The following is a 12,548-nucleotide window of genomic DNA, read 5'->3' on the forward strand; positions in this document are numbered from 1 at the left end:
CTTGCCGTTCAGAAATGAGTGTCCTCGGCAGATTTTTTAAGTTGGCGTTTTCGGCAGATCATATCGATGGATGCAAGTTTAGGAGATGGGATTCGTTCCATCCTCATTATTCAAACGAAGTACATTGGAGATGTCGTTCTGACATCTGCTTTGGTTCGCAATCTGCGTCTTGCTTATCCGCAAGCATCGGTAACCATGCTTTGTGCGCCTGGTCTCAAGCAGTTCATTGTCGCGCAAGGGATCGCCGATGTGGCCGTTGGCTTTGAATCCCGTGGCAGAGGAAGGACTCTGCTCAAGCGTTTGAGCGACCATCGTGGCGTCATCTCTGATCTGCGGCGTCGGAAATTCGATCTTAGCATCGACCTTACCGATTCAAAAACCTCGCGGATCATGCATCGCTTGATCGGGGCTCCACTTCGCGTCGGCTTCGATCCTTCCGAGCATCCGATGAAGTTCTGGGAAATCCAGCTTGCAAACGTGCTCGCCGCGACCTTCGGACATGGCGGACCGCATTATCTCTACAGGAACCTGTCTCCACTCAGCGCCCTCGGGTTGGATTATCAGGACCCAACGCCTCGGCTGCAACCGACCAGGACTGCCCAGGAAGAGTGTGCCAGGCTTCTTGCGGAAAACGCTTTGGCGAAGAAGTCCTATGTGGCCGTGCATGCCGGCGCGAGGTTTGAAGGCCGTTGCTGGCCGCCGCAACATTTTGCTGCGGTCATCGATGAGGTATACGCCAAAACCGGGCTGCGATCCCTCCTCGTTGGTGGGCCGGATGAAGGGCTTGCCGCGCAAAGGATCCTTGAAATGGCAGCATCGCCGGTCGCAAGTGTCGTCGGAAAAGCCTCGCTTGAGGTCTTGACAGCATTGTTGGCCGAAGCGTCGATCTTTCTTGGCAATGAGAGCGGCCCGATGCACATCGCGGCCTCTGTCGGAACTCCAGCGGTGGGGCTGTACGGTCTGACGTCGCCTGAGCAATGGGGCCCATTCGGTGTCTCCAACCGGACGCTCCAGCCGCCCATGCCTTGCCCATGCATCGCTCCAGGTTTGTGTAAAGAAAACAACGCCGGTGGGGTCTATTGCGTCCAGCGGCTCCAGGTTGCCGATGTTGCGGCGGCGACACTCGATCTCATCGGCATGGAAGTTCAAAAATCTGCTCATTCGGGCACGCCGGCCGCGTAGCAGAGCGGCAGCGACGGACGCTAGTTTTGGCGGCGTGGTGGTGCACAGTTCATCTTCGTGTGCTTCACGTCTTGATTCAGGCCAAGGCCCAAGCATATTCAAAAGATTGGTAAATTTAACCGGGCCGCATCCTGCGCTGTCCGCGAAATTGACAGGACGGCGCGTCTCCGCCATCCTTGACCCCAGTCGTCAGGCTGCCGGTAGCGGCCGCGTTTTGTGTCTGGGGCGACCGAGGGCAGTGTCATGTTCAGTCCCGTCACAGGTCAGAATTCCAAGCGCGCCGCGGTGCGCAAGGCGCTCGATCGTCACAAGGTCTACATCACCGCGCAGCGTTTTTCGGCAGGCACCTACCAGGCCCGGGTTCTGGTCGATGGCGAGGCCTATTGGGTCGACGAATTTCGGCTGAGCCAGCTGCAGCAAGGACTGTCGCCGGCAGAGCTCGAGTTGACGCCGGCCGCTGACGATTGAGAGCGTGACTGGCTTGTTCCTGGCCGCCGTGCTTCGATCCTGGCGATGACGACTCCACCAAAGCTCAAAGCCTATCGCGCCAAACGCGAATTCGCCAAGACGCCGGAACCGGTTGGCGGGCTCGTCAGCAGCAACGGCAACCGCTTCGTCGTCCACAAGCACCACGCCACCGCTGACCATTATGATCTGCGCCTGCAGGTCGGCGATGTTTTGAAGAGCTGGGCGGTGCCGCGCGGGCCTTCGCTCAATCCGGCCGACAAGAGGCTGGCGGTCGAGACCGAGGATCATCCGCTCGAATATATCGACTTTGAGGGTGTCATTCCCGAGGGCGAGTATGGCGGCGGGCCGATGATCGTCTGGGATACCGGCACATGGGCGCCGATGGACGACGTCGAAAAGAGCTTGCGAACCGGCGCCTTCAAGTTCCGGCTGGCCGGCGACAAGCTCAATGGCGGCTGGATGCTGACCCGGCTGAAGCCGAAACCCGGCGAAGACGAAAACAAGAAGAACTGGCTGCTGTTCAAGGAGCGCGACCTCGCCGCCGACACCGCGCTTGACATCCTCACGGCCCGGCCGGAAAGCGTCAAATCCGGATTGCGCATCGAGGAGCTGGCGGCGCCGGCGAAGCCCGCCACCAAACCCGCGCCCAGACAGGGATCGCTGAAGCCCGGCACGCTGCCGGGCGTGTTCAAGGCTCCCATGCTTGCCCGTATCGAGCCGCAACTGGCGACGCAGGTGCCAAAACCACCCGATGGCGACGACACCCAACAAGTCTGGCTGCACGAGATCAAATTCGACGGCTACCGCACCATGGCGCATCTCACTGGCGGCGTCGTCAAGCTGATCACCCGTGGCGGCATCGACTGGACGAAGCGCTATGGCGACCTGCCGCATGCGTTCGCGAAGCTGCCCTGCCGCGATGCCATCATCGACGGCGAGATCGTGGTGCTCGACGCCCGGGGCATCAGCCGCTTCGCGCTGCTGCAGGATGCGCTGGCCGAGGGCGCCGGCAGCAAGCTCCATTTTTACGCCTTCGATCTTCTCCACCTCGACGGCTGGGACCTGACCAAGGCGCCGCTGGTCCGGCGCAAGGCGCTGCTGGCGCAGATGCTGTCGGGCCTCGGCGCCAATTCCGCCATCCAGTTCTCCGACCATGTCGAAGGTTCAGGGCAGGGGCTCTACGACCAGGTGTCGGAACTTGGGCTGGAGGGTGTCGTCTCAAAGCGCGCCACGGCCATCTATCAGAGCGGCCGAACCAAAAGCTGGACCAAGACCAAGGCACTGCTGTCGGACGACTTCGTCATCGCCGGCTTCACCATCTCCGATGCGGCCGAAGGGCTGGCGGCGCTCGGCATGGCAGAGTTCGAGGGTGGTGAATTGCATTATCGCGGCAAGGTCGGCACCGGTTTCGATGCCGCCACCGCCGGTGAGTTGCTCGCCAGGCTTGAGCCGCTGCGGGAAGGCGCCACCCCGCCCGAGGGTGTCCCGCGCGAAATCATGCGCGAGATGAACTGGGTGCGGCCGCTGCTGTCGGCGCGCATTCATTACGCCAACCGCACCTCAGACAATGCGCTGCGCCACGGCGTCTTCCGTGGTTTGAGGGATGTCGGCCTGTCGACGCCGGTCTCGTCCAAACGCAAGCGGCTGATCGCCGAGGCCGACCTTGCCACAATCTGGGTGACCAACCCGACGCGCCGGCTGTTCGGCAAGACCGGCCCGACCAAGCTCGACATCGCGGTCTATTACGCGCTGGTCGGCGACTTCATGCTGCCGCACATCCTCGGCCGGCCGGTGTCGCTGGTGCGCTGCCCGACCGGCCTGCCGAAGGATTGCTTCTTCCAGCGCCACGCCTTCACCGGCATGCCGCCCTCAGTGGTGACATTCGAGGCGACGAATTCCGAGGGCGAGACCAAATCCTATCTCTCGGTCGAAGGCGCGAAAGGGTATCTGGCGCTGGCGCAGTTCGGCGTCGTCGAGTTCCACACCTGGGGCACCCACCGCACCAGCCTCGACAGGCCCGACCAGATCGTCCTCGACCTCGATCCGGGAGAAGGGATTTCATGGCGCGAGGTGGTCGAGGCCGCCGTGCACATCAAGGGCGAATTGGAGCGCCTGGGGCTGGTACCGTTCGCCAAGACCTCCGGCGGCAGCGGCATCCACATCACCGTGCCGGTGACGGGCGCGCAGAACTGGAAGAAGCTGCACCAGGCGACCAGCGCGATCGCCACGCATCTGGCGGCAACGGCGCCTGACACCTTCACCACCACCATGGGCAAGGACAACCGCAAGAAGCGCATCTTCATCGATTATCACCGCAATGCGCGCGGCCACACCTCGGCAGCACCTTACTCGCTGCGCGCCCGCACCAATCTGCCGGCCTCGACGCCGGTCAGTTGGAGCGACCTCGAATCCATCGATGCGCCGCAGGATCTGAACTATTCCTCCCTGCCGGGGCTGCTGGCGACGTCGGGCGATCCGTGGGCCGAGATCGACGAGTTCGCGCGGGATTTGCCGACCTTGAAGAACTAGGTTCCTCGGCCCCCATGAAATGGAGGAGAGCGTTGCGGGGCGAGGAACCCAACGCCATCGACGCTTCCGACAATTTGAATTATTCTCTCCGCCACGACCTCAAAGACGTGGCGGAAGATTTCGTCAGGGATTTGCCTGTATTGTGCGGGGTCGGTGTAGGATTTGCGCAGCCTCGTTCGTCCTTCGGACGAAAAGCGCTGCAGTGAATGTCAGTGCATGGCCGCGTAGGAGTGTTTCATGGCGCCCAGGGCAAGTTGGAAAGGTTACCTCAAACTCAGCCTCGTCAGCTGTCCGGTGCGGTTATATCCCGCCACCAGCGCCAGCGAGCGCATCTCGTTCAACCAACTGCATAAGAAGACCCACAACCGCATCAACATGAAACCGGTCGACCCCGAATTGGGGCTCGTCGAGCGTGCTGATCTGGTCAAGGGCTACGAATACGAGGACAAGCAGTACATCATCATAGATGATGCCGACCTCGATGCGGTGCGCATCGAATCCAATCACACGATGAACATCGAGGCCTTCGTGGACGAGGACGAGGTCGACGTCATCTATCAGGACGCGCCCTACTACATGGCGCCTGACGGCGCGATGGCGGAGGAGACCTTCGCCGTGCTGCGCGAAGCCATGCGCAAATCCGGCAAGCTGGCGATCGCACGCCTGGTGCTGTCGAGCCGCGAGCGGGTGGTGACGATCGGCGCGCGCGAGAACGGCATGTTCGTGTGCACCTTGAGGAATCCGAACGAAGTGCGTGGCACGGCTGAATATTTCGGCAACATCCCAGCCGGCAAGCCCGATCCCGAAATGCTGCAGCTCGCCGAAGCACTGATCAAGCAGAAGGAAACCACCTTCGATCCGAAGAACTATGAGGACCGCTACGAGGCGGCACTCATGACGATGATCCGCGAGAAGCTGAAAGGCCACAAGCCGATCATCGCGGCGGCACCCGAGCGCGGTAATGTCATCAATCTGATGGATGCGCTCAAGGCGAGCCTGTCGCAATCGAAGCCGCCGGCCAAGTCGAAAAGCAAGGCCGACGAGGTTGCCAAGCCCGCCGCGAAGAAGGCGGCAGCGGGTGGTGCTGCTGAAAATCCGTTAAAGGCCAATCTGCTGAAGGCGGTCGGCAAGAGCAAGAAATGACGGCACCGACCGGCGCTGTTTTTGGCACGATAGGCGCGCTGGCGGCTTTTCCGCTCAGGCTGGCTGCGCGGGAAGTGGAACGCCGACACGGCCAGCTGCGGCGCGGTATCACCAGGCGCACCACGCATGTCGTCTTCGGCCGGACACTGTTGGCCAAAGCCGGGCTCTCCAGGAACGGCGATGCCGAGATCGAGCGCCGTGTCGCCGCCGAGCGCGCGGCCGGGCGAACGCTGATCAGCGAGAACGGATTCCTGCGCCTTCTCGGACTGATGAAGACACCGGAAGCGTCTTCGCTGTCGCGGCAATCGCTGATCGATCAGTCGCGGCTATCAGGCTCCGACCTCGACCTGCTCGGCCTGTTCGATGCGTTCGAGCATGACGTTGAACCCTATTCCTTCCGCGACCTGATCCTGGCGCGCAAATATGCCGGGCTCATCGCCGGCGGCGCGACATGGGGGGCGATCGCGCGCTCCGTCCACCGCTCCGGCCCGGTGGCGTCGCTGACCGCCAAGTCGCTCAATGTCGGCTCGCAGCATGGGCGCGCCGATGCCATCTATCTCGAAGGCGGCCAGAGCGAACTCGATGGGCAGTTGCTGTTCGATCTCGGAACAGCCGGGGCAGAGGGTGACGACACGCTAGAGGAGTTGTTCGCCGAGGCGGAAGCGGCGGAGGAGCAGGGCGACAATGATGGGGCCGCCGCGCTCTACCAGCGCTGCCTGGCCATCGATCCGAGCGATGCGATTGCCGCCTTCAACCGCGCCAACTGCCTGCGCGCCGGCGGCCACGCGGCGGACGCCGCGCACGACTATATCAATGCGATAAAACTCGACCCGGCCTTCGTCGAGGCGTGGTTCAACCTGGCCGGACTGATGAGCGAGCAAGGTCGCGAAGCCTCGGCGCGAAGGCACCTGCAGAAAGCGATCGCGCTCGACAAGACCTATGCCGATCCGGTGTTCAATCTGGCCCGGCTGGAATTCGACGCCGGCAATCTGCTGGAGGCGCGCCGGCTATGGGCGCGGTATCTCGAACTCGACGCGGAGTCCGAATGGGCACGGGTTGCAGCCAAGGGCGTGCAGTTCGTGGATCTGCAGCTGGCGCGGGCGGCGGGGTGAGTGATGCTGGCGCTTGAACACCCCCCTCTGGCCTACCGGCCATCTCCCCCGCAAGGGGGGAGATCGGAAGCTTGGGCGTCCCGCTCCTTCTTGCAAAGTGGGAGATTGGCGAAAGCGGTTGAGCGCGCAATCTCCCCCCTTGCGGGGGAGATGTCCGGCAGGACAGAGGGGGGTGTGACGGAACTCGACCTCTCCAGCGAGACCGCCCCATGACCGCCTTCCTCTTCGACGGTCCCGACACCGCGCCCACCACCATTCTGCTCGCCCACGGCGCCGGTGCGTCGATGGATTCGCCCTCGATGACCGCCACCGCCAAGGCGCTGGCCGCGGCCGGCTTCCAGGTCGCGCGCTTTGAATTCCACTATATGGCCGCGCGCCGCTACGGCCACCGCAAGCCACCGCCGCGGGCCGAGACGGTCAACCCGGAATATATCAAGGCGATAGCCGACCTCAGGGCAAAGGGCGTGACGGGACCGCTGATCATCGGCGGCAAGTCGATGGGCGGGCGCGTCGCCTCCATGATCGCCGACGAGATGTTTGCCAAGGGCGAGATTTCAGGGCTGGTCTGCCTCGGCTATCCCTTCCATCCGCCGGCCAAGCCCGAGCAATTGCGGACAAAACACCTCGCCGGGTTGAAGACGCCGACGCTGATCTTCCAGGGCACGCGCGACGAGTTCGGCACCAGGGACGGGGTTGCGACTTATGGCCTTTCCGACCGCATCGAGATTATCTGGCTGGAGGATGGCGACCATGATCTCAAGCCACGCAAGAGCATCTCGGGATTTTCGGCGGCCGACCATCTGAAGACGCTGGCCGAGACGGTGAAGGCGTGGTCGGGTCGGATCGCTTCCTGAAGCGATGAAGATCGCCTCCTTCAACATCAACAACATCAACAGCCGGCTTGAAAATTTGCTGGCTTGGCTGGCTGCGGCAAAACCCGATGTCGTCTGCCTGCAGGAACTGAAGGCGCGCGACATGCAGTTTCCGCGCTCGGCATTGGCGGCGGCCGGCTATGGCGCGGTGTGGAAGGGCGAGCCGACGTGGAACGGTGTTGCCATCCTGGCGCGGGGTGCCGAGCCAGTGCTGACCCGCGATGCCTTGCCCGGCGACGATGCCGACAGGCAGAGCCGCTATATCGAGGCGGCGGTGAACGGCATCATCGTCGCTTGTCTCTATGCGCCGAACGGCAATCCTCAGCCCGGCCCGAAATTCGCCTACAAACTCGCCTGGCACGCGCGGCTGGAGGTGCATGCCGAACAGTTGCTCGACACCGGCCTGCCGGTGGTGCTGGCCGGCGACTACAACATCGTACCCGAGCCGCGCGATATCTACCCCACCCGCTCCTATGAGGACAACGCGCTGGTGCAGCCGGAAAGCCGGGCGTCGTTCCAGCGCCTGCTCGACCAGGGTTGGCTTGATGCCCTGCGCAAGAAGCATCCGAAGGAAACGCTCTACACATTCTGGGACTATCGCCGCAACCGCTGGCCGCGCGATGCGGGCCTCCGGCTCGATCACATCCTGCTGTCGAAGAAACTGGCACGCCGCCTGACCGTTGCCGGCATCGACCGCGACGTGCGCGGCGAGGACGGCGCCAGCGACCATGCGCCGGTGTGGGTGGAATTGAAGTAAGGCGACTGCTTTTATGCGTCGCGCTTGAACGGATTCCTGCAACGCGCTTTAAGTCTTTGTCTCGATGCATGTCGCTGTCCCAAATCCGGGTTCGCTTTTGGCCGACATGCAATAACCTGTCGGCAAGTAGCCCAACGCAGCCGGATCGCCCGTGAACGCAATCCCCCATGAGATTTGTGAAGCGAGGCTCCATGCCTGACTTGGGCGCTGTCCAGATACTGGCCGCCGCCATTGTGGTGCTTGCGGCTGCTGTCGCGTCCTGGCTGCTGTGGCGGAAGCGCAGCCGTCGCAAGGGACGGCGGCTAACCAATCCGGCTGCCGACTATGCCGTCCGTACCGATTGGAACGCCCGCGGGGGTATGCTCAATTACTCGTCCTTCGTCTATTTCGATGTCGATCGCGACGGCAAATACGGCGCCGGAGACCGGCCGATGGCCGGGATCATGGTGCGGCTGTATGACGAAGCCGGCAAGCTCGCCGCGTCCGCGCGCACCAACAATGCCGGCTTTGCCAACTTTCCCATGTCGGTGAAAAGCAGAAAGGCAGTGATCCGCAAGCCGGGCAACTGGCGCTTTGTGGTTTCGGTGCCGCCCGGCTGGCAGGCGAAAAGCGAAAATGACATTCAGTCCCGACACTTCCTGCCGCTGCCGGGTTCGCCGGCCGGGATGGTATCGCAGGAGATGCTGCTGCCTGTCGGTCTGGCACCGCCGCGCCGCGTCAGCGGGCGCGTCGCCGGCGATGGACCAGCGACCCTCTCCGTGTCGGGGAATGGGTACGTCCTGGAGACGCGGGCACTGGCGCCGGGTGCCGTCTTCAGCTTCGACCTGGCTGAAGAAGCCGACACGGTCAGCGTCAGCGGCGGCGGCTTGGCGCGGCGGCTGACGCTATCGCCCTACTCGGCGGATCTCGGCCTGCTGTCGCCGCAACGCGCCGGCATCGACACTGATGCCGCCCTCGAAACGATCGATTTCGACGATGTGACGTCGCGCAGCCTCAGGAAAATTCCGGCTGGCCATGCCGGATTGGCGTGGCGCAACCTGAATGCGATGGCCCGCGACTTCACCAAGGACAGCCAGGGCTATGTCAATGGTAATGTTTCCGGCGACCATGTGCTCTACACCAGCAGCGGGCTGCCGGCCGAATTCAGCTGCGAACGGCCGTTCGGCTTTCACTCGGTCATGCTGAGCGCCGCCTGGCTGGCGTCGGAAGGGGAGGTGGCGCTGATCGAAAGCTGGCTTGGCGAGCAGCTGATTGCAAGCGACGAGGTCACGCTGTCGGCGCTAACGCCGCTGCACTACGCTCCAATGCTCAAAGCTGTAACGCGTGTTCGCCTGTCGACGAAGCACTATTGGCAAATGGTGTTGGACGACCTGATCCTGGTGCGTTGAGGTTTGGACGCGCCAGGAGCAGGTGGCGCTGAAATTATTGCGGTGTCGGCAACGAGGAGCCGTTGGCCGCAGTGACCGCCGACAACCGGCCTTTTTTCAAGAACGATGGCTTCACATAGATTTTTTTCATATCAGACTCTCCTAAAATCCCGATCCGATGATGCCAGACTGCGGCCATCTGTCAACCATGCGGGCTGAAATCGGCAAACTGCAATAAATCCAAGGAGGCGCGGCAAGGCGCCCGCCCTCCAATAGCGGCAACCGGATCGCAATGTTGGACAGCCAGACCGGCCCGATTTATGCGGTGGCCTTCGCCGCCGACGGCGCGGTGCTGACCGGCGGCAACGACCGCACCATCCGCGACTGCCGGCCACCGGCGGCGACGGCGTGGTGCTGTTTGCCGGCGCGCCGGAATGAGCGAAATCTTGATCACCCTGTCCGCCGTGCTATGTAAAACCCATGCCAGCACCCAGCCTCCCAGACAATGCGCCGCTCATCGTCATCGATCTCCAGACCGGCATGTTCGACGGTGTGCACGAGCAGCCGATCCATGATGCGCCTGATATTGTCGAGCGCACCAAGGCGGTGATCGATTGGGCGCGGCGCGGCGGGCGCAAGGTCGCTTTTATCAGGCATGACGGACCCGATGGCGACCCGTTGGCACCGGATGAGCTGGGCTGGCCGGTTTGGCCCGCGCTCGGCCAAGCGGCGGACGAGCCGACCTTTGCCAAATCCGTTCGCGATGCTTTCAGCAATCCTGCCTTCGGCGACTGGCTTGCCGGTCAGGGTGCGAGTGCTGTCGTGCTCTTGGGCGCACAGACCGATTTTTGCGTGGCCGCGACGGTCAAGGGCGCCATCGCCAGAGGGCTCGGCGTGACCGTGGTCTCCGATGTGCACAGCACGCTGGACAATGCCAGCGAGAGTGCCGAGCAGGTCATCCTCAGGCACAATGGCGAATTCGCCGAGGCCGGCGTCAATCTGGTGACCACAAAGGCGCTTGTCGGCGGCTGAAGCCCGACCGTCGCCGCAGCGCGCATTATCAGGCGGGCCGGCTTGAGGACTTCGCGAGAGAAGACAGGCGGCTGCCGTGGTCGACGCGGACGGGGGGGCGCATTGTTGGGATGGCTCGGGCGCCCGCGTCAACCAGGGCGGCTCGTACCGCCGCATTAGCAACATTGCACATTGCGGGCCGCTCGAAACTTCCGCGAAAGCGGAATAGGCCGGAGCAAAAGTGCGGATTCGGCTGAGACTTTCGGCGCGCTTTCCCGGTCAGGGAGTCAAAAAGTCTGCTGGCTTGTCGGGATGTCGCTCAGGGCGTTTGCCGGGTCCTGCACCGGATCGGCGAGGAACGATGCCGCAATCAGGTCGTCGGCATCGATCCGACCATGACGATCTTCCATGATGGCCGCGACCTTTTGAAAGGTTTTCATTTCGGCATCCGTCACCCGCGCATCACGCATCCTGGCTTGGAGATCGGCCAGGCGAACGCCCAAAGCAGGGGATGTCACAGCTTTGCTTGTCATCTTCACTCGTCCTGATTGGAAGCTGGGCAACCCGCCGCCATGGCTGGCGGCGGGTTGGACAGTTCGAAATTCAATCGTAGACCTTGATGATCTTGCGGGTGCCCGGATCCACCAGGACGGTGCGGTTGTCGACCACCACGTAGCGGTATTTGACATCGGGGATCTCATGAAGTTCGACCGTGTCCGGCAACGCGCTACCAATATTCAGTTCCACACCGGGAACCTTGACCGAAGCGAGAGGCTGCTTCTTCACATACTCGCGGATGACCGTGTCCTGTTCAGGCTGAATGACAACGTCCTGAGCGGCAACGGCGCCGACACCAGCCAACAGCAATAGCGCCGCTGCGGCGCCCGTTAGGTGCATTTTCATACCGTTTCTCCTTGCGAGTCAGCATGACAGGATCGTTCAACGCTGACGGCAACTGAACTTGAGCCAAATGAAAATGTTCCTCCGCTGGGGCTTCGGTCGGGTGAGACGTGCGACTTAAGTCTGGTCTGCGAGCGCATTGGTCTTACCGACGGGAACGGCTCTCTGTTCATGGCTGTTTGTCTCCCGGAATTCGGAGAGACAGATGGACAAAAGTGTTGGCCAAGCGCGCTGGTTGCTCGCATCGATTTTCGCGACAGCTGTCACCTTTCTGGTGATGGGGATAGTCCTTGGCTGACATGTCGTCGATCGGCGCAGCAACGTCCCTTCCTGCGCTGATAGGATTCGCAAGCCGCTTCGGCGGCTGGCGAATCCTCTATTTTCACCATGCGCCGGCCTGCTCATTCGGCAGCCGAGCGCTTCGTTCAGCTTATGCAACGTTGGGAGGTTACTATGGATCGGCGATCCTTCTTGACGGCGATGTTTGGCATTGCCGGGGCCGCGGCCCTTGCAGGGGCAATTCGCCCGATCGAGGCAGCGGCCGGTGTTCCAAGCGCTGGAAACGGCATTCTCGATGAAATTGAGGCAGAGGCCCTCGACGACGAAGGTGCACATGCGGAGGTGCAGCCGGTCGACCATCGACGCTGGGATCGGGGCTGGGATCGGGACTGGGATCGGGATCGGGGCTGGCGCCGGCGCCGGCACGGGCGGCGTTGGAGACGGGTCTGCCGCAGTTACTGGCGGCATGGTCGCCGTCGCGTCCGGTGCTATCGCAGACGTGGCCCTTCGGTCGTCCTTCGATTTTAGCAGCTAGCCTGCACGTCCTAGCGATTTGATCAGTGCGATGGGCTCGGCATCCGCATCTTTCCTGCGGCTGCCGAGCCGGAGGCTGTTTGTCGAGGCTGAAGCTATACGTGGCGAAACGGCGCGAAGATGAATCCGCGCCACACAAAGGCGAAGACGGCAAGGCGAGGACAAGAAATGGCCCGGCAGCCAGGTGCAAAGGGAGGACGCCGGGCCAGCCGACTTCTGGCGGTCGTCGGCCATCGCTACATTAGATATATCTAATGTTAATGCAAGCAACCCAAAACTTCTCCGATGGACAAAACACCGTCCGAAGCTGTAATGCAGTTCACTTAGGCACCTTCAGTGTTCTGACAGGATATTTGGCTGGTAGCTTTTTGACGACACGGGGGCATGATCGCCC

At 62.4% G+C, this 12,548-nt stretch carries 12 protein-coding genes; 10 read left to right on the top strand and 2 right to left on the bottom strand.

What is annotated here, in order from left to right; all coding sequences use genetic code 11:
• The first annotated feature begins 66 nt into the window (after positions 1–66).
• The 10 genes from NKJ37_RS30230 to NKJ37_RS30275 all read left to right on the top strand — a co-directional run bounded on the left by NKJ37_RS30230 (position 67) and on the right by NKJ37_RS30275 (position 10,462).
• Positions 67–1,182 (top strand): glycosyltransferase family 9 protein, encoded by a 1,116-nt coding sequence (locus tag NKJ37_RS30230; protein WP_031213626.1) that lies wholly within the window; start codon positions 67–69, stop codon positions 1,180–1,182.
• Positions 1,183–1,425: 243 nt separating this feature from the next.
• Positions 1,426–1,650, top strand: a complete 225-nt coding sequence (locus NKJ37_RS30235; protein WP_023813316.1) for a hypothetical protein — start codon at positions 1,426–1,428, stop codon at positions 1,648–1,650.
• Between the two features lie 45 nt (positions 1,651–1,695).
• Positions 1,696–4,179, top strand: a complete 2,484-nt coding sequence (gene ligD / locus NKJ37_RS30240) for a DNA ligase D (RefSeq protein WP_352776248.1) — start codon at positions 1,696–1,698, stop codon at positions 4,177–4,179.
• Positions 4,180–4,416: 237 nt separating this feature from the next.
• Positions 4,417–5,322, top strand: coding sequence for a non-homologous end joining protein Ku (gene ku / locus NKJ37_RS30245; protein WP_024501732.1), 906 nt, complete (start codon positions 4,417–4,419; stop codon positions 5,320–5,322).
• A complete protein-coding gene (locus NKJ37_RS30250) occupies positions 5,319–6,434 on the top strand; it encodes a tetratricopeptide repeat protein (RefSeq protein WP_023813320.1) in 1,116 nt (371 codons plus the stop codon). Before ku ends, NKJ37_RS30250 begins: the two co-directional genes overlap by 4 nt.
• Positions 6,435–6,643: 209 nt before the next feature.
• Positions 6,644–7,288, top strand: coding sequence for an alpha/beta hydrolase family protein (locus NKJ37_RS30255; RefSeq protein ID WP_023813321.1), 645 nt, complete (start codon positions 6,644–6,646; stop codon positions 7,286–7,288).
• A 4-nt stretch (positions 7,289–7,292) separates the two neighbouring features.
• Positions 7,293–8,063 carry an exodeoxyribonuclease III gene (locus NKJ37_RS30260; protein ID WP_023813322.1) on the top strand — a complete coding sequence of 257 codons (771 nt, stop codon included), beginning with the start codon at positions 7,293–7,295 and terminating at the stop codon, positions 8,061–8,063.
• A 191-nt stretch (positions 8,064–8,254) separates the two neighbouring features.
• Positions 8,255–9,451, top strand: a complete 1,197-nt coding sequence (locus NKJ37_RS30265; protein WP_023813323.1) for a hypothetical protein — start codon at positions 8,255–8,257, stop codon at positions 9,449–9,451.
• A gap of 274 nt (positions 9,452–9,725) precedes the next feature.
• Entirely contained in the window at positions 9,726–9,905 is a 180-nt protein-coding gene (locus NKJ37_RS30270) for a WD40 repeat domain-containing protein (RefSeq protein ID WP_245486366.1), read from the top strand.
• 5 nt (positions 9,906–9,910) lie between these two features.
• Positions 9,911–10,462, top strand: coding sequence for an isochorismatase family protein (locus NKJ37_RS30275; protein WP_023813326.1), 552 nt, complete (start codon positions 9,911–9,913; stop codon positions 10,460–10,462).
• 266 nt (positions 10,463–10,728) lie between these two features.
• Here the strand turns inward: NKJ37_RS30275 and NKJ37_RS30280 are convergent, their stop codons facing one another.
• Together NKJ37_RS30280 and NKJ37_RS30285 are read right to left on the bottom strand one after the other, a co-directional pair.
• Positions 10,729–10,974, bottom strand: a complete 246-nt coding sequence (locus tag NKJ37_RS30280) for a hypothetical protein (protein ID WP_031213628.1) — start codon at positions 10,972–10,974, stop codon at positions 10,729–10,731.
• A gap of 70 nt (positions 10,975–11,044) precedes the next feature.
• A complete protein-coding gene (locus NKJ37_RS30285; RefSeq protein ID WP_031213630.1) occupies positions 11,045–11,344 on the bottom strand; it encodes a DUF1236 domain-containing protein in 300 nt (99 codons plus the stop codon).
• Positions 11,345–12,548: the final 1,204 nt, after the last annotated feature.

It is taken from the genome of Mesorhizobium sp. M0140 (assembly GCF_040322475.1).
Lineage (GTDB): Bacteria > Pseudomonadota > Alphaproteobacteria > Rhizobiales > Rhizobiaceae > Mesorhizobium.